Annotated in this window: 17 protein-coding genes; 14 read left to right on the top strand and 3 right to left on the bottom strand. The window is 47.2% G+C overall.

All coding sequences use genetic code 11. The features are described 5' to 3' along the window. Window positions 1-35 precede the first annotated feature (35 nt). Window positions 36-1,409: a cyclic nucleotide-binding domain-containing protein gene (locus tag LFX25_RS14505; protein WP_238730869.1), complete on the top strand. Its 1,374-nt coding sequence runs from the start codon at window positions 36-38 to the stop codon at window positions 1,407-1,409. A 35-nt stretch (window positions 1,410-1,444) separates the two neighbouring features. On the opposite strand, the gene LFX25_RS14500 is transcribed toward LFX25_RS14505, so the two are convergent. Further along, entirely contained in the window at window positions 1,445-2,407 is a 963-nt protein-coding gene (locus LFX25_RS14500; RefSeq protein ID WP_238730868.1) for a hypothetical protein, read from the bottom strand. Window positions 2,408-2,561: 154 nt separating this feature from the next. Here LFX25_RS14500 and LFX25_RS14495 point away from each other — a divergent pair, with 154 nt between their 5' ends. The 9 genes from LFX25_RS14495 to LFX25_RS14455 all read left to right on the top strand — a co-directional run bounded on the left by LFX25_RS14495 (window position 2,562) and on the right by LFX25_RS14455 (window position 10,555). Then, window positions 2,562-3,806 carry an EAL domain-containing protein gene (locus LFX25_RS14495; RefSeq protein ID WP_238730867.1) on the top strand — a complete coding sequence of 415 codons (1,245 nt, stop codon included), beginning with the start codon at window positions 2,562-2,564 and terminating at the stop codon, window positions 3,804-3,806. A 262-nt stretch (window positions 3,807-4,068) separates the two neighbouring features. Beyond that, a complete protein-coding gene (gene sufC, locus LFX25_RS14490; protein ID WP_238730866.1) occupies window positions 4,069-4,836 on the top strand; it encodes a Fe-S cluster assembly ATPase SufC in 768 nt (255 codons plus the stop codon). Further along, complete coding sequence (sufD, locus tag LFX25_RS14485) at window positions 4,805-6,043, top strand: Fe-S cluster assembly protein SufD (protein ID WP_238730865.1); 1,239 nt, start codon at window positions 4,805-4,807, stop codon at window positions 6,041-6,043. The genes sufC and sufD overlap by 32 nt, the downstream gene beginning before the upstream one ends. Then, the gene (locus tag LFX25_RS14480; RefSeq protein ID WP_238730864.1) at window positions 6,040-6,351 is read left to right on the top strand and encodes a non-heme iron oxygenase ferredoxin subunit; all 312 of its coding nucleotides are present in this window, start codon (window positions 6,040-6,042) and stop codon (window positions 6,349-6,351) included. The genes sufD and LFX25_RS14480 overlap by 4 nt, the downstream gene beginning before the upstream one ends. Window positions 6,352-6,356: 5 nt before the next feature. Continuing rightward, window positions 6,357-7,598: a cysteine desulfurase gene (locus LFX25_RS14475; RefSeq protein WP_238730863.1), complete on the top strand. Its 1,242-nt coding sequence runs from the start codon at window positions 6,357-6,359 to the stop codon at window positions 7,596-7,598. After that, on the top strand, window positions 7,582-8,022 hold the full coding sequence (gene sufU / locus LFX25_RS14470) for a Fe-S cluster assembly sulfur transfer protein SufU (RefSeq protein ID WP_238730862.1): 441 nt from the start codon (window positions 7,582-7,584) through the stop codon (window positions 8,020-8,022). The genes LFX25_RS14475 and sufU overlap by 17 nt, the downstream gene beginning before the upstream one ends. A gap of 258 nt (window positions 8,023-8,280) precedes the next feature. Continuing rightward, window positions 8,281-8,604, top strand: coding sequence for a metal-sulfur cluster assembly factor (locus LFX25_RS14465; protein ID WP_238730861.1), 324 nt, complete (start codon window positions 8,281-8,283; stop codon window positions 8,602-8,604). 102 nt (window positions 8,605-8,706) lie between these two features. Next, complete coding sequence (locus tag LFX25_RS14460) at window positions 8,707-9,465, top strand: GNAT family N-acetyltransferase (protein WP_238730860.1); 759 nt, start codon at window positions 8,707-8,709, stop codon at window positions 9,463-9,465. 34 nt (window positions 9,466-9,499) lie between these two features. After that, window positions 9,500-10,555 carry a BPSS1187 family protein gene (locus LFX25_RS14455; RefSeq protein ID WP_238730859.1) on the top strand — a complete coding sequence of 352 codons (1,056 nt, stop codon included), beginning with the start codon at window positions 9,500-9,502 and terminating at the stop codon, window positions 10,553-10,555. 494 nt (window positions 10,556-11,049) lie between these two features. Here LFX25_RS14455 and LFX25_RS14450 read toward each other — a convergent pair whose 3' ends face one another. Continuing rightward, the gene (locus LFX25_RS14450) at window positions 11,050-11,556 is read right to left on the bottom strand and encodes a hypothetical protein (protein WP_238730858.1); all 507 of its coding nucleotides are present in this window, start codon (window positions 11,554-11,556) and stop codon (window positions 11,050-11,052) included. Beyond that, window positions 11,546-12,013 (bottom strand): RidA family protein, encoded by a 468-nt coding sequence (locus LFX25_RS14445; RefSeq protein ID WP_238730857.1) that lies wholly within the window; start codon window positions 12,011-12,013, stop codon window positions 11,546-11,548. The genes LFX25_RS14450 and LFX25_RS14445 overlap by 11 nt, the downstream gene beginning before the upstream one ends. A 122-nt stretch (window positions 12,014-12,135) precedes the next feature. Between LFX25_RS14445 and LFX25_RS14440 the strand changes: the two genes are divergently transcribed. From LFX25_RS14440 to LFX25_RS14425, 4 genes are read left to right on the top strand one after another with little or no spacing between them, the layout of a single operon-like run. After that, window positions 12,136-12,939 (top strand): class I SAM-dependent methyltransferase, encoded by an 804-nt coding sequence (locus tag LFX25_RS14440; protein ID WP_238730856.1) that lies wholly within the window; start codon window positions 12,136-12,138, stop codon window positions 12,937-12,939. Beyond that, window positions 12,936-14,612, top strand: coding sequence for a DEAD/DEAH box helicase (locus tag LFX25_RS14435; RefSeq protein ID WP_238730855.1), 1,677 nt, complete (start codon window positions 12,936-12,938; stop codon window positions 14,610-14,612). Before LFX25_RS14440 ends, LFX25_RS14435 begins: the two co-directional genes overlap by 4 nt. After that, window positions 14,579-15,670 (top strand): N-acetylmuramoyl-L-alanine amidase family protein, encoded by a 1,092-nt coding sequence (locus LFX25_RS14430; protein WP_238730854.1) that lies wholly within the window; start codon window positions 14,579-14,581, stop codon window positions 15,668-15,670. Before LFX25_RS14435 ends, LFX25_RS14430 begins: the two co-directional genes overlap by 34 nt. Beyond that, window positions 15,651-16,439: an LIC_10740 family protein gene (locus tag LFX25_RS14425; RefSeq protein ID WP_238730853.1), complete on the top strand. Its 789-nt coding sequence runs from the start codon at window positions 15,651-15,653 to the stop codon at window positions 16,437-16,439. The genes LFX25_RS14430 and LFX25_RS14425 overlap by 20 nt, the downstream gene beginning before the upstream one ends. Window positions 16,440-16,449 lie beyond the last annotated feature (10 nt).

Genomic DNA, 16,449 nt, shown 5'->3' with positions numbered 1-16,449 from the left:
TTCCTTTGAAGGGGGCTCTTTTAGAGATACGATCGTTGAGCCTTCTTTATGCCGAAAATAAAGCGCGAATATTTTGGGATATTATAATATTCTTTTGTATTTTGTTCGCTGCCGTCGAGTCTCCGCTTCGAATAGTCCTTTTTTATGAAAAGGGTCTTACCTTGAGCGGCATATACATTTTGGTCGACTTGCTGTTTTTGGGCGATATTTTCGTGAATCTATTCTTTCCCGAATCCGCGCGGACGGAACGCAGGCCTGCTTTCCGAAAAGAGATGATTCTCCCTTATTTAAAAAGCTGGTTCGTATTCGATTTCATCGCCGCATTCCCTTTCGAATTGGTCGCTCAGAAAGCGATCGGTATCGAACTCACCTTTCATCCGTATTTGTTTCTTTTATTCGGGATCACTCGTATCGTTAAGGTGGTTCGGATTCCGGGAATCATTCGCAGGCTGAATCTCGCATTCCAGCCGTCGCCTGGTGTTCTTCGTTTAGGATTGCTCGGCTTTTGGATCACGATCGTGGCCCATTGGTTTGCGGTCGGTTGGCTCTATATGGACCAATTGGAAAGGATGAAAACCGGATGGAACGAGTATGTCAAAGCTCTTTATTGGTCCGTGATGACGCTTGCCACCGTAGGTTACGGAGACGTGCTTCCCGCAACGACCGAACAGAGGATCTATTCGATTTTGGTGATGATGATCGGAGCGGCGGTTTACGCCACCATCATCGGGAACGTGGCGAGTATTCTCGGAAATCTGGATTTGGAACGTTCGGCCCGCATCAAAAGAATGTCGCAAGTGGATTCCTTTTTAAAGGCGAGAAACCTTCCCTCGGATTTGAGGATGAAAATCCGCGAGTTCTACATTTACATTATCGAGAAAGGTTTCGGTCAAAACGAAAAGGAATTGTTAAGCGACTTGCCAATTCCCCTGCAAAGGGAGGTCAAGATTCATCTGCATCGGGAACTTTTAGAAAAGGTTCCGTTTCTTAAGGGCGCGGAGCCTTCGTTCATTACGACGCTCGTGTTTTCCCTCAAACATCAGATTTTTCTCCCCGGCGATATCATATTCAGGAAAGGTGATATAGGTCATAACTTGTACATTCTGAGCGAAGGGACGGTTGAAATCCTCGGAGAAAACGATCACGAAGTGATCGCGAAAGCCGGAGGCGGACAATTTTTCGGAGAGTTGGCTTTGATTACCGAGGAAAGGAGATCGGCTACGGTTCGATCCGTGGGAATCTCTCAGGCGTACACTCTCAGTAAGGGTGATTTTCTGAACGCCTTGAACGATTATCCCGTATTTAGAGAGGCGATTCTTACCAGAGTTCGGAATCTAAAAGCGCAGACACGGACGCGTAAAAAACGAACGGCGAACGGAAAGGTTTCAAAACGGGAAAGGAAGAATTGACCGAACCGTTTCGAGAACTTCGATCAAAGCGCGAATCAGACTTCTAAGATCGCGAATCCTTTCTTAATCGTTTCCTTTTTATTTCCGATGCGAATCTTACCGGAAATCTTTCCTTCGATCCGTTCCATCGGAATCTTTTTCCCCAACAAACCCGAAATCGTCGAATGTGTAGTCCGCACCGGAGTCACGGTAAGTTCGATTTGATCGGAAGGATCATGAAGCACATACGATAAGGATTCTTTTTTGAAACTCGCCGTTTCCAAAAACGTAGGAATTCCGTTTCTCCAAAGTAGAATGCCCGTCTTCTGGTTGTAGTTCAAACGAAACGAATTCTTTCCCGCACCCCATCCGTAGATTCTCGATTCCGGAAAAAAGGATTGGTTGGCAAAACCCGTGGTGATGCTGTAGGAAAGTTTTTCCGAAGATTCCAAATTCCAAGTTTGATCGTCGAAGGCGAGTTGTCCCCGCACGCTGAGATCGGGCGAAATCAAACGAAAGAGCCAGTCCTTGCCGGATTTTTCCAAAGAAGAAACCGGCTTATGCGTTTTTTCAACGGTGCTTACGAGTGCGTCGAGTTGAAGATTCAAGTTCGAAGCTAAGATCGATGAATGCGTATACCCTTGTTGGATCGTATCGTCCAGACGAAAGTTGAATCTCTGATTGCCTTGGGTAAAACTCCAATAACCGTTTCGAAACGTGCCTCGGGATAAGTATTCTTTGCCCGGGCTGCCGATCCATTCGAAGTCCTTGAAATTGTCGGATTCGAAAAACCAAAGATGGAGAAGGGCCTTACAGGCCCCCGGGCCTCGGAAAATTCGCAACCCGAGAAGAAAATCTTCTGTAATCAAATCGACTAAAACGGAGTCTATTTTCTTCCAGGAAGAGAAAAAAGAAGTTTTATACTCTCTGGAGTTGTCGATTCCAAGAGTTCCTGAATAGAGACCGAGATTGGGTTCTAATGTGGAGGGGTTGAGAAGATGGCCGATCGCCTCTTTCATGAAGAATACCTTTAGGATTGTCAGTTTTTCCAGAGGTTTCAAAAAAAAAAGAAGAATGTGGTCTTCTCTTCTCCTTAATTTGGCGCTTTTTGTCCGGAATTTTGCTTGCCGGACCTTGCTTTGTGGATTCCAGTATAGGAACTCTTAAAAAAACATGTTGTACAGCCAGGATACAAGCAACCTTCTCTCGTATGGGGAGAATTATTATCAACCTCACTATCAACCGATCCTGGAAGTTACGAACTGCAACATCATCGGCTACGAGGTTCTCGGGAGATTTTATTCTCCGGAAAAGAACGAATATCGTTCGCTCGGTTATCAATTCCACAATCCAGAACTCGATACGATTCGATTGATCCAGATCGATCGGCTGATCCGCGAAAAGGCGATTCGCCATCTTAAAGATACGGGACTCAGAACCAAGTTGTTCCTCAACATGATGCCGAACTTTCTTTCGATGATTCATACGGGGGACGTTTTGGATCTGAAGAGACTTCACGTTCTCAATCTCATCGAAAAATACGATATATCTCCTTCCGAAGTCGTGTTGGAAATCACGGAAGACAAATTCGACGGAAGCATTGAAAAACTACTCTCGATCGTAAACGTGTTCAAGGACTACGGTTTTAAGATCGCGGTCGACGATCTCGGAGTCGGATTTTCCAACTTGGAAAGAATCGGTTACATTCATCCGGATATCATGAAAGTCGATATCAAGATCATGCGCGAGAGCTTGAACAGAAGATCGTTCAAAAACGTTCTGAGCGCGATCGCGGACATGTCGCAGAAACTCGGATCGGATCTTCTTTTCGAAGGAATCGAAACCGAGGAAGAATTGCATCTCGCTCTTTCGATGGGAGCGAACCTTCTCCAGGGATTTTATTTTTCAAGACCTCAGGTGGAGTTTCAGGATAAGAAGCAGTTCAACAGAACTCTTCGCGATACTCTGGAGAAGTTTTCCGGTCTTCGGTTTATGGAACTCTTGGAAGAATTTCAAAAAGGCCAAGCTGTCATCGACGCCCTCGGAGAAAAACTCGAAGCCCTTCGTCACAACGGAAAAGAGGATCTGCCTCTCGTTCTTCATTTGATGCTGTCCGAGTTGCCCTCGGAAATTCTATCCGTGTTTGCCTGCGATATCTTCGGTTATCAGATCACTCCAACGTATTTCCGTTCGCATCCGGGCGAAGAATGGGATTCCGATCTGACCGAGATCGGGAACAATTACGCTTGGAGACCGTTCTTTATCCGACACAAAGCAAAGGTGGTTCAAAGCGGAGCCAAATGGACCGTGACCGAACCGGTCTACGATATGGATCTTCACAAACAAGTCGTGATCTTTACCTACACTCTTCGCGATAATTATATTCTCGTGATCAAGATGGATTGGGAACGGGTCTAAGATCCGTTTTCGAGTTATGTCGGCTATCCGTAGACTTTGTGGGAACTCCCACAAACACGGGGAAAGAATTTCGATTGAAAATTTAAGAAATCCGTGATATAGAAATTTCGCAGGAATTTTTCCCGCCTCCTCACCCCTCCGCCCAAACAAGGGTGGGGCGCAAGTTTCACGGACTCATTGTCGTACCTCCGACAATTCGTTTGATAACTATTGATCTCTCCTTACAAAAAAAAACACTGGTAGAATAGGGGAAGGTGCGTTTGTGACCGAGATTCTAAAAATCCAGGACCTGCGAGCGGGAATCCAAGTCGGAGATTCCGGAGAAATCAAGGAGATCGTAAAAGGTGTAAATCTTACGATTCGTCCCGGAGAAGTTCACGCCATCATGGGCCCGAACGGTTCCGGCAAAAGCACTTTATCCAACGTCATCATGGGACACCCGAAATACCAAGTATTGTCGGGAGATATTCTATTCGAAGGGAAATCCATTCTCGATCTCCCGACCGACGAACGCGCCCGTCTCGGAATCTTTCTCTGCTTTCAATATCCGACGAGCATTCCGGGAGTTACGATCGGAAACTTTTTAAAGACCATCGTCAAGTCCGTTCGGGGAAAAGAACTACCCGTTAAAGAATTCAGAAAGGAACTCAAAGAATCCATGGCGGCTCTCGACATGCCCGAGTCGTTTATATCTCGTTATGTGAACGACGGATTTTCCGGCGGGGAAAAAAAGAGAAACGAAATTCTCCAGATGAGTTTGCTGAAACCGAAATTGTCCGTGTTGGACGAAACGGATTCGGGACTCGACATCGACGCGCTCCGCATCGTAAGCGAAGGAATCAATCGAAACAAAACTCCCGATAGATCGATTCTACTCATCACGCACTATCAAAGAATGCTAAACTACATCACACCCGATTTCGTTCACGTATTCGCAAAAGGAAGAATTCTCAAAACCGGAACGAGAGAACTCGCGTTGGAATTGGAAGAAAAAGGATATGATTGGATCCTTGCGGAATCTGGAGACTAAAAACCAAGTGTCTTTAGAAACTCAATTTTCGAGTCTGCTCTCCCGCAGCGGGGAACCCCAGGCACTAAAGGATTTTCGCAAGAAGGTATTCGCAAAGTTTCAGACCTTAAAAATTCCGAGATCGGAAAACGAGTCTTGGAGAAAAATCCCCTTATCCAATTTTCATCCGGACGAATTCAACGAAACTCCGGATGCGGCAGACGCGGTTACGTGGAAACTTCCCGAATCGGTAAAACTGCAAAAGGCGGAATCCCTTTCCGGAAAAGAACTCGAATTCTTTCTCGAAAGTCTGGAAACTATATTCCAAAAACAGAATGAAGAATGGTTTACGTTGTTGAGCCTTTCCTCCTTTACGCACGGGATTTATCTCGAAGTCGAATCCGATCGCGTCCTCAAGGAAGAAATCGAAGTGAAGTTTCGCCTCGAAACGGAGAATCGAATTCTTCCGTTGGTCGTTGCAAAAATCGGAAACCACAGCAAGGCGTTTTTTGCGGAACGATACGAATGTCCCGAAGAACAGGATTTTAAATTCTTCCAAGGTTTGACAGTGATTCATGCGGGCGCGGGAACAAAATTTTCCTATGCGGGAATCGAATCCTTCGGTTCGAGCGTATTCCATTTTCAAAATCTATTTTCCGATCAAAAAGAGGATTCGGACGTAAAGATCGCAAAGGTAACTCCCGGCGGTTACAAAGGAAAAAATCTTCTCAACGTGGAACTTTCCGGCAAAGGCGCGAGGGCGCGCGTGATCGGACTCGCTCCGATGGCCGCCCGCGAATTTCAGGATTCCGAAGTGAAGATCGTTCACAACGAAAGTCATACCGAAAGTTCGATCCTTTACAGAGGCGCGTTTAAGGACAAGGCGCATCATATCTTTACCGGCAATCTTCATATTCCGAATTCCTGCAAAGACGTAAACGCGATTCAGATCAACAACAACCTTCTTCTCAACCGATCCGCGAGAGCCGAGTCCATTCCGAAACTCGAAGTATATGCGGAGAACGTAAAGTGCGAGCACGGGGCGACCGTAGGCGAGATCGACGAAGAACAGTTGTTTTATCTCGCTTCCCGAGGAATCGACGAAGACGAGGCGAGAAGAATGATCGTGGACGGATTTTTGGGTCAAGTGATTGGGGAAATCGAATCCGATTCCATACGACAAGAGCTTTTCGAGCTGATCGCCCGTAAAGTGGAAGGTTCCGCATGAGCTTTCGTAAGGTAGCAAATCGTTCCGAAATCGAAAACGGGAAAGTCAAAGTAGTGGAGACCCGCTATAATAGAATCGGGATCACGAGTTTGGACGGAAACATTTACGCATTCGAAGATGTTTGTACACACGACGGAGAGGCGATTTCCGGAGGGGAATTGTGTGGAGACGTAATCACCTGCCCGAGACACGAGGCGCAGTTTTCGATCAAAACCGGAAAAGCGCTTTGTATGCCCGCAGTGGAAGATCTCCCGGTTTATCCCGTAAGAATCGTGGGTGACTCCGTCGAGGTGGACTTGGAGGATTGACATATATGAGTTTCTCAGCCGAAAGAATCAGAACCGATTTCCCGATTTTGGGAACCACGATGAACGGGAAACCTCTCGTTTTTTTGGACAGCGCGGCTAGTTCTCAGAAACCGTTTACGGTCATCGATACGATCGAAAAGTATTATCGCGAAGAAAACGCGAACATTCACCGAGGCATTTATTATCTTTCCCAAAAAGCGACTGAAAAATACGAACTGAGTAGAATCCGTCTTTCCCGCTTTATCGGAGCGCAATGCGCGAAGGTTTGTATCTTCACGAGAAACGCTACCGAGTCGATCAATCTTGTCGCACAAACCTGGGGAAGAACCCAAATTCAAGAGGGGGACGAGATCGTTCTCAACGAACTCGAACACCATTCCAATATCGTTCCTTGGCAGATGCTCGCTCAGGAAAAAAAAGCCGTATTAAAATTCATTCCTCTGAACGAGGACAGCACTTTGGATCTGAGCGGGATCGACGAGATCATCACGAACAAAACGAAACTCGTCGCGGTCTCGCAAATGTCGAACGTGACCGGAACGATTCATGACATTCTCCCCATACAAAAACGCGTAAGACAAGTCGGCGCCAAACTGCTCGTAGACGGAGCGCAGGGAGTTTGCCATCTTCCCGTGAACATGAAGGAAATGGATTACGACTTCTACGTATTCTCCGCGCACAAAATGCTCGGCCCGACCGGAGTCGGTGTTCTTTACGCAAAGGAAGAAATCCTGGAAGAGATGCCTCCTTGGATGGGCGGCGGCGATATGATCGCGCAAGTTTATAAGGAACGATCCACATACGCGGAACTTCCTTCCAAACTCGAAGCGGGAACTCCGAACATCGCGGGAGTGATCGGTTTCGGTTCGGCGATCGAATACCTCGAAACGATCGGGATGCAGGAAATTCGAAATCACGAAGTCGAATTGTTAACATATGCTCTCGATCGATTGGACGATTTCGGCGGACTCGAACTCTACGGAACGAGAGATCTTTCCAAACGAGGCGGAGTGATTTCCTTCAACTTCCCGGGAGTTCATCCGCACGACGTGGGAACGATTCTTGACGAAGAAGGAATCGCGATTCGGGTCGGACATCACTGCGCGCAGCCTTTTATGGCGTTTAAGAATATTCCGGGAACGTGCCGCGCGAGTCTTTACCTTTACAATACAAAAGACGACATCGATCGATTGATCGAGGGTCTAATTAAGGTAAAGGAGATTTTCTCCCGTGTCCTTAAGCGATAGTCTTTACAAAGAAGTCATTCTCGATCACTATCAAAATCCGAGATTTCGAGGCAAACTCGAACCGGCCGATCTTTTCGAACACGGAATCAATCCCCTTTGCGGCGATGAACTCGAGTTGACGATCAACCTCGTCGGAGAAACGATTTCGGACGTTCGCGTGACCGGAAAAGGATGTTCGATTTCCCAGGCCTCGGGTTCCATGATGGCGGAATCGATCCGAGGAAAAACGGTGGCGGAAGCGGAGAATATTCTCAGCCGATTTAAGAATATGTTTTTGGAAGATAAGGATCCGCAGTTCGAGGAAGAACTCGAGGATCTTGAATCGATGGAGTCCGTAAAAAAGATTCCCGCGCGGATCAAATGCGCGGTCCTTCCTTGGAATACTTTGGAACGCGCGTTGGAGCGAGCGTCCAAACGAGGTTGAGTTTGCTTGCGTGCGGATTTTCTCCCGATAAAAAGTGTGGGAACTACCACAATGCAAATATTCATACCATCCAATTTGTGGGAACTCATACAAAGAATCGGGTCGACAAACGACTGTATGAGCTTCGACGGGATTCGGCGGTCGTCGATAAATTGTATGAGTTCCCACAAGTCACCGTTGGTCGCCGTCCCCTTCGGATCGTAAGAGTTCCCACACGGTTTGTCGGGAAAATGAAATAGAAAAACGGAGAGTGAGAAAATGTTAGAAGCCCCCACAAACGCATTGGAAGAACAGATCTACGAAGAAGTAAAAAAAGTGGAGGATCCCGAAATCGGAATCTCCATCGCGGAACTCGGTCTCATCTATAGAATCAAAGTCGAAGGCGATAAGGCGAAGATCGACATGACTTACACCTCCATGGCCTGTCCAGCCGGACCTCAAATGAAACAACAAGTCAAGGATCATGCGCTTCGTGTGGAAGGAATCTCCGACGCGGAAGTGGAGGTGGTCTGGGTTCCGAAATGGGATCCGCGCGAAATGGCGACCGAAGAAGCCAAGATGGATCTCGGAATTTTCGACTGAACCGCAAATATCATAAAGTTTGAATGTTTGAATGAAGGAAAGGGGAAAAACGTCGCCGATGTTTTTTTCCTTTCAAAAGAAGAATATTGTAACCGATTCTAAATGAAAGAAATCCAATCCTCCGAATTAGAAACACGATTTGCCAATTCTTTGGGACAACCGATCGGAACCCCGCTTCCCGATTGGAAACCTGCGTCGCTCCCGAAAAAGGAAACTATACAAGGAAGATTCTGCCGCTTGGAACCTCTCGATCCGGAAAGGCACGCAGAATCGCTCTATTCTGCCAATTCGTTGGACGCCGGAGGGGCGATGTGGACGTATCTTCCCTATGGACCTTTTAAAACGTTCGACGAATACCAAGAATGGATGAAGAATACGTGTCTGACGGAAGATCCGTTGTTTTTCGCGATCTTCGACTTGTCTTCCGATCGGGCCGTCGGACTTGCTAGTTACGCGGAGATTTCTCCGAAAGCCGGTTCGATCGAAGTCGGGCATCTGGCGTATTCTCCGTTCATGCGACAATCTCCGGTTTCGTCGGAAGCGATGTATCTTATGATGAAGAACGCGTTCGAACTCGGATATAGAAGATATCAATGGAGATGCAACGCTCTCAACTTGCCTTCCGCGATCGCGGCACAAAGAATCGGATTGTCCTTTGAAGGAATTTTTAGACAGGCCAATGTTCTAAAGGGTCATAGCCGCGATACCGCTTGGTTTTCGGCCATCGACGAGGAATGGCCGGCGATTCAAGAAGCGTTTTTGAAATGGTTAAATCCCGGCAATTTCGACGAGAACGGGCTTCAAAAAGTCCGCTTGAGCGATTTGACGGCGCCTATTCTCAAACGGAAATACGGTTTTTAGTTCGAAAGGAGTTTCGATTCAACAACTTACCTATATGAATCATTTAGAATATAAAAAAACGATCATAATCCTTCTCTTCTCTTCCTTTCTTTTTCTTTCGTCGACGATCTCCTGTAAACGGTTTCAAGACAAAGAAGACGATCCGAATGCGGATCTTTTCACCGGATATGCATTGTTGAGCGTATTGGGATGTACACAATATCAGAACGCACCCCGCGTGGATACGGTCGACGGTTTGACTCGGATTTTCGTTCTGCCGAGTTTTACGTTTCCCTGCGTGCCGCGATACAACGACCCGCATTTGATTTTTGTTCCTTCTTCCTCCGTAAAAAATATTCTTACCGTGTTTTTGCCGGGTTCGGGAGGAACTCCGATCGGCGTTTCCAAACTCATTCAGGAAGGCGCGGCCCGCGGTTATCACAGCGTCGGTTTGATGTATCCGAACGGTGAACCGATCAACGTTCTTTGTAACGGTGCGGGAAGTTCTCCCGCTTGTTTCGGGAATGCGAGAGAGGAAATCATTACGGGAGTCGATAAGACGAACGTCGTTTTCGTCGATACGAACAATTCCATCGACGGTCGTTTGTTGAAGCTACTTCAATATCTCGTCGTCAAACGTCCGAACGACGGTTGGGGACAGTTTTTAAACGGAGATTCCGTTAACTGGAACAAGGTTTATTTCGGCGGCCATTCGCAGGGAAGCGGACACGCCGCGTTTCAAGGAAAGATCAAAGCCATCGGAAGGGTTTCGATTTACAGCGGCGTCGGGGATTATCATATCGCTTCGGCGACTCCCGCGACTTGGTTGGCTCAGAGCGGCCTGACCTCTTCCGCGTTCTTTTTCGGTTTGATCCATGTCGGAGACGGTGTCACGAATTTTTCCGGAAATTCGAATCAGGCTACGGATACGTGGCAAAGCGCCTTCGGGATGAACGGCGCCCTTACCGACGCCGACAGCGGAACCGCTCCGTTCGGAGGAACACAACGATTGACTACGAATCGCTGCGCGGGTCAGGACGAGAACAGCAAACACAACTGTACGATGATTCCCTCCCAACAGGCGGCTTGGGATTATATTAGTTTTCCTTAATGGAATACGTGGATACATACCCCTCTGGTTTCGGATTTTTTTCGGAACAGTGCAGGTCTAAAAAGTTTTTTGATACAAGCTTTTTCCGAATCTCTTGTCGGAACACTTGTGAAAATCCGAAATGTAGGAACTCATACGGGTTCGCGCAACTTGTGCGGTCACTCACTTCGTTCGCTGAAGTCGTCACCGCTTCTCACGCGGTCACTCACTTCGTTCGCTGAAGTCGTCACCGCTTCTCACGCGGTCACTCACTTCGTTCGCTGAACTCAGCACCGCTTCTCACGCGGTCACTCACTTCGTTCGCTGAACTCAGCACCGCTTCTCTTACGGAGAAGCGGTAGGGATCAAAGCGTGGTCAATAAATTGATTTTCCTGAATGATTTCGCGAATTCAAAAACGGATTCAATTTATTGACCGAAGCTGCGAGCCCGGGCCGCTACGCGGCACCGCCCAGTCGAACGATCTCATAGAGTGCGAGCCTTGAGCCCACGCGTCTAATCTTTCTGAAAGAATTGATTGAGTGAAAGAAGAGTCGTAATTCCCCAGGCGCCCAAAAACGCGTAGAACTTCCAACTGAAAACGTAATCTTCTTCGCGCAAAAAGCTCACAAAGAACGCTTCGGGAAAAAAGATTCCCGCAAGCGCGCCCAAACCCAAAAGAAATTGAACGCTCAACAACAACGATCCGAGCCAATGAGAACGCCAGAACGATCCGAAAAAGAAAACCCCGGCCGACAAAAAGATAAAATAGAAGTTAGACGAAACACGAAGTCCTTCCGTTTCTTCTCCGCCTAAATGGATCGTGTATTCGATCCAAGTCGAAAGACTGAATAACAATTGAAGAGTTACAGCGACAAAGAGGGCTTTTTCCGAGACGGATTTTTCCTTCCAAAACTCGGTGAACCTCCCCGTAAACGAAAGATAAAATGTGAGCCATTCTCTCAAGAGAAGAGGGACGGAACGCAGGCTCCATTGAACGTCTCTCCAGAGATTACGGAGCATCTGCAACCTGAAAGGTGACTTCCACTTCCACGGGCGATCCAAGCGGAAGCGAAGGAGTTCCCACGGCAAAGCGCGCATGACGTCCTTCTTCTCCGAACACGGAAAGAAGAAAGTTGCTTCCGTGATTCGCGACAAGATGATGTTCGGTAAAATTCGGACTGCAAGCGACAAAGACTCCGATCTTCACGATTCGAACGAGTTTGTCCGGACCTCCGCAAACTGCCGCAGCCGCTGCGATTGCGTTGAGACTCGCTTGGATCGTCGCTTCCTTGACGTCGTCGACGGAAAGACCTTCTCCCAGTTTTCCAACCTGCATCAGTTGACCGTCTTTGAGAGGAAGTTGTCCCGAAGTGAATACGAGATTTCCCGAACGATTTGCGGGAATATACGCCGCGATCGCTTGCGGAGCGGGAGGAAGTTTGTAACCTAAGGATTCGATTTTGTTTTGAATGCTCATGTGCTTCTTTCTTGCCGAATAGGGAAGATCCTTCCAAAAAGATTGTCATACTCGATTTTTCAAGCAGTTTCGAAAAAAGGAATTTTCTTTCTTTTCCCCTCCGGTTTCACTAGATCCAGAGAATGTATCCGAAACTCGAGCTGATTCCTCATCCGCAGTATCCCGAACACTATCAGATCTGCAAACGAACCGGAGTTTGTTTTTACAAACCGGCCAAAACCCGGGAATACAAGGATTCTTATTTTTTAGAAGAATATAAAAATCAGTATCAAAAGACCTACTACGAAGACGAGGTTTCCCTGCGCGCTCTTGCCCGAAAACGGCTCGCGATCTTGGGTCAGCTCCACGACCCGAAAGGGTCCGCTCTTTTCGAACTCGGTTCGGCCGCAGGCTTCTTTTTGGACGAAGCAAAGAAAGTCGGTTATCAGGTGAGCGGTTTGGAAATTTCTCCCGCAGAGGTCGAATATTCCCGAAAGACTTTGGGGCTCGACGTTCTCTGCGATTCTTTTTTAGGGGAGAAGGTTTTACAAGGGTCTACTTTCGACGTCGTTGCGGCTTTCTTCGTAGTGGAACATTTTCCGGACGCGGACTTCGTGTTCGAAAAGTTAACCGGTCTTGTCAAACCCGGAGGATTTCTGTTCTTAGGACTGCCTTCCTTATACGGTCCGACCTTTCAAACCAATCCGGAAGAATGGTTCCGCACGCATCCGTCGGACCATTTTTGGGATTACAGCCCAGCCTCCCTGAAAAAAATGTTGAAAGGATACGGTTTTAAGACTGAGTATAAGAAACCGATGTCCTACCACCCGTCCCGTGATCGGGGCTGGAGAGGAAAAACACTGAGTCACCGCCTTTTTGCACGTCTCTCAGACCTCACCTGTTACGGTGATACATTCCACTTAATCGCTCAGAAGCTGCACACATGAAATTCGAAGAACTTTCGCTACATCCTAAATTACTTTCAGCCATTCAAGAGATCGGTTATACCGAACTCACTCCGATTCAGGAACGATCGATTCCGCACGGGCTGGAAGGAAAAGACATCACCGGTCTCGCACAAACGGGAACCGGAAAGACCGTGGCCTTTTTAGTGCCGGTCATTCACACCATTCTTACCAAAGAAATCCAAGGCGTTTCCGCTCTCGTATTGGCTCCCACAAGAGAACTTACGATGCAAATTTCGGACGAAGCCAAAAAACTTCTGAAACATTCGGAAGGAATCCGCGCGGTGCCGATCATCGGCGGAACCGATTACAAATCCCAAAACAAGGATTTGGAAGGATTGAACGGAATCATCGTCGCGACTCCGGGAAGATTGATCGACATGATCAAGTCCGGTTCCATCGACATATCCAACGTCGAGTTCTTCGTTCTAGACGAAGCGGATCGAATGCTCGACATGGGATTCATCCAGGACATCCGTTGGCTTCTTCATAAATGTAAGAATCGCAAGCAGACCTTGCTGTTCTCCGCAACCTTATCCGTGGAAGTGATGCGTCTCGCCTATCGCTTCTTAAACGAACCCGTTGAAATTCAGATCAATCCCGAAAAGATCATCACCGAAAGAATCGATCAGAAGATCGTCCACTTGGGACGCGAGGAAAAAATTCCTTACATGACCAATCTGATCGTCAACTCGGAGGAAGAAGGTCAGGGAATCATATTCACGAATTATAAAGCGAATATTCCCAAGATCGTTCATACTCTACGCAAATACGGAATTCCCGTCACTGGAATCTCCTCCGAGTTGGATCAGAAAAAAAGACTGAGACTTTTACGGGATTTCAAATCGGGCAAATACCGTTATATGGTCGCGACCGACGTCGCTTCCCGCGGGATCGACGTCGAAAACATAGACATCGTTTACAATTACGATCTTCCGCAAGACACGGAAAACTACGTTCATAGAATCGGACGTACGGCAAGAGCGGGAAGAAAAGGGAAGGCGATCGGTTTTTGTTCCGAGTCCGATTACGTGGAACTCGAAAAGATCGAAAAATATCTGAAACAAAAGATCGACGTTCTGGACGTTCAGGAAGAATATATTCAATTTCCTGCGGGTGATTTTCAGCCTTTCGTGGGCGGTGATTCCTACGATCGGGAAAAGGAAACTCACTTCAAACAAAACGGGAGACGTCCTCACGAAAGAGGGGAACGCGCTCCTCACAAACACGATCGGGACAGAAGAGGGGACAAACGTCACGCAAGTCATACCCGTTCTCATTCTCCCGCAAGAGATTCTTCCCAAAAGAAAAAACCGGCCGCCGCGATTCAAGAGGCGGAATTTTTTCTGCAAAAAGCCGATTCCGTTTTATCTTCCGAACCGAAAGGCAATAAACAAGGCAATAAGAATCAACATCGTTTTCAAGGCGGCAAGGACAAACAACGTCAGCCGAATGGCGGTCAACAACAGGGCGGCGGAAATCAACAACGCAATCAGCAAAATCGCGACCGCAATCAGAACAGAAACCAACAGACGAATAAGAATTACGACAAGAGCAAACGGAATCTGTTCGATATCAACGACACTCAAAGAGAAGATTCCAAAAAGAAAAAAGGTTCGATTTGGCAAAAAATCAAATCTATCTTTGGGGGCTGATCCTATTCTTTTCCAACGCGTGGGGACTTGCGGCCAAGGTCTCCATTCCCACGCAGGCTTCCGAACGTTATGTGCGCTTTGAGGACGTTCAAAAGGAATTTCCTTCCCTAAAGTCCTCGTTCAATCCAGCGACCTTTGTCGGTTCGATCAAACATCCTTCCGGAGAAATCCGTTTTCGGGTAGGCTCCTCCTTTTACACCTTCAATCAAACGATCGAAAAAATCTCCGTTCCGATTTTGTATAAGGAAAAGGATTTTCTGATTCCACCCGAAATCGTGGAAGCCTTGTTCGTACAACTCATGTCCGAGGACGTTCGTTACGAATATAAGGAAAACGTGTTGGAGTTGGAGGTTCTTCCGGGCGCGGAAATACTCGGAATCAAGACCGTTCTGATCGATGCTGGACACGGAGGAAAGGACCCGGGGACTGCCTCGAACGACGGAACGAACGAGAAAACGGTCGCTCTTCAAGTCGCCAAAATTCTCAAGAAGTTCTTCGAAAAGGTTTATCCGTCGATCGAAGTCGTATTAACGAGACCGGACGACACGTTCGTGGAACTCGAACAAAGATCCGCGATCGCCAATCGGGAACTCAAAAAAAAGGGAAGCGCTTTGTTCATCAGTCTTCACTGCAATTCCTCCATCAACGAGGATGTGAACGGTTTCGAAATCTATTATCTTTCGCAAACTGCCTCCACAGAATCCGCGCGGGAAACCGCGCTGTTGGAAAACCGGATTCTCAAGCCCAAAGGAACCTCAGCCGTGAAAAGAATCCAGGCGGGAATGATGTCCTCCCTCATCCAAAGAAGGAGCAGAATCTTAGCCAGGTCCCTGGAATCGGAGATGAAAAAAAAGCTCCAACCTCAAATTCTGTCCAGGGGAGTGAAAAAGGCGGATTTTTCGGTCCTCCGAGGAAGTCTCATGCCCGCGGTTCTCGTGGAAATGGGTTATCTTTCTCATGAAAAAGAATCCAAACTTTTGCAAAGCAAAAGTCTGCAAGTAAAGATAGCGAAAAGTATCGTAGAAGGAATCCGGGGATATGAATTGGCAAAAAATTAAAGAATCTGCAATCGCGATCAGAGACGCGGCATGGGAAGCGATCAAGGCCGCGGGAGTAAAAATCAATCTCGGATATCTTTGGTTGTTCCGCACCGCCACCGAAGACGGAGTTTCCAGACGAACCCTTTTTCTGACCTACGCTTGGATCGGAGTCGTATTATTTTTTACGTCCTTTATTCTCGCGGGCAATAGCCCTTTCGTCACACTCGTTCCGTTTTCCCTTTACGACGTGGGAAACAGAGATCCGAGAACGACGATCACGATCTACGGATCGGACGGAGAACGTCAGGTATTTCCGGTTCAAAGAAAGGTTCTTCTCGAAGACGAAGAATACCGTCACAAGACGATGACCCTGATCGGAGAAATCAGCGAATCCTCGTATTTCGATAAGACACTTGAAAGCGGAAAGGGAGAACATTATAAAAACCTAAAGCGTTTGCCCGAGATACAATACGCGGTAAAAGCGATCTGGAAGACCGGAAACGTTTTGATTTTGGATTTCAGAAAATCGACGCTTCAGGAAATCCTTTCCGGGATGAAGTTTAGAATCGATTATACTTACGTTCAACAGAACATGAAAGAGGAAGAAAAACAAAAGGAAATCGCCCGTAAAAAGATGGCCCTCTTGGATTCCACGTTTCTTGCTCTGGAAAAAACCGTTTTCGAGAATTTTCAGGATATTCAAAGCCTAGAATATAGGCTCGACGGTTTATCGGAGAGCATTCCCGGAATGGAATATTCTCTCAATTTAACCCATAAAAGGAACTGATTCGCTCTTT

The organism is Leptospira sanjuanensis (assembly GCF_022267325.1).
GTDB classification, from domain to species: domain Bacteria; phylum Spirochaetota; class Leptospiria; order Leptospirales; family Leptospiraceae; genus Leptospira; species Leptospira sanjuanensis.
This window is presented reverse-complemented; position numbering and strand designations above follow the sequence as displayed.

Bases quoted from the DNA above. Each gene is read 5' to 3' on its own strand.
- LFX25_RS14500 (WP_238730868.1), bottom strand. From the start codon at position 2,407: ATGAAAGAGGCGATCGGCCATCTTCTCAACCCCTCCACATTAGAACCC.
- LFX25_RS14495 (WP_238730867.1), top strand. From the start codon at position 2,562: ATGTTGTACAGCCAGGATACAAGCAACCTTCTCTCGTATGGGGAGAAT.
- sufD (WP_238730865.1), top strand. From the start codon at position 4,805: ATGATTGGATCCTTGCGGAATCTGGAGACTAAAAACCAAGTGTCTTTA.
- LFX25_RS14480 (WP_238730864.1), top strand. From the start codon at position 6,040: ATGAGCTTTCGTAAGGTAGCAAATCGTTCCGAAATCGAAAACGGGAAA.
- LFX25_RS14475 (WP_238730863.1), top strand. From the start codon at position 6,357: ATGAGTTTCTCAGCCGAAAGAATCAGAACCGATTTCCCGATTTTGGGA.
- LFX25_RS14465 (WP_238730861.1), top strand. From the start codon at position 8,281: ATGTTAGAAGCCCCCACAAACGCATTGGAAGAACAGATCTACGAAGAA.
- LFX25_RS14460 (WP_238730860.1), top strand. From the start codon at position 8,707: ATGAAAGAAATCCAATCCTCCGAATTAGAAACACGATTTGCCAATTCT.
- LFX25_RS14455 (WP_238730859.1), top strand. From the start codon at position 9,500: ATGAATCATTTAGAATATAAAAAAACGATCATAATCCTTCTCTTCTCT.
- LFX25_RS14450 (WP_238730858.1), bottom strand. From the start codon at position 11,556: ATGCTCCGTAATCTCTGGAGAGACGTTCAATGGAGCCTGCGTTCCGTC.
- LFX25_RS14445 (WP_238730857.1), bottom strand. From the start codon at position 12,013: ATGAGCATTCAAAACAAAATCGAATCCTTAGGTTACAAACTTCCTCCC.
- LFX25_RS14440 (WP_238730856.1), top strand. From the start codon at position 12,136: ATGTATCCGAAACTCGAGCTGATTCCTCATCCGCAGTATCCCGAACAC.
- LFX25_RS14435 (WP_238730855.1), top strand. From the start codon at position 12,936: ATGAAATTCGAAGAACTTTCGCTACATCCTAAATTACTTTCAGCCATT.
- LFX25_RS14425 (WP_238730853.1), top strand. From the start codon at position 15,651: ATGAATTGGCAAAAAATTAAAGAATCTGCAATCGCGATCAGAGACGCG.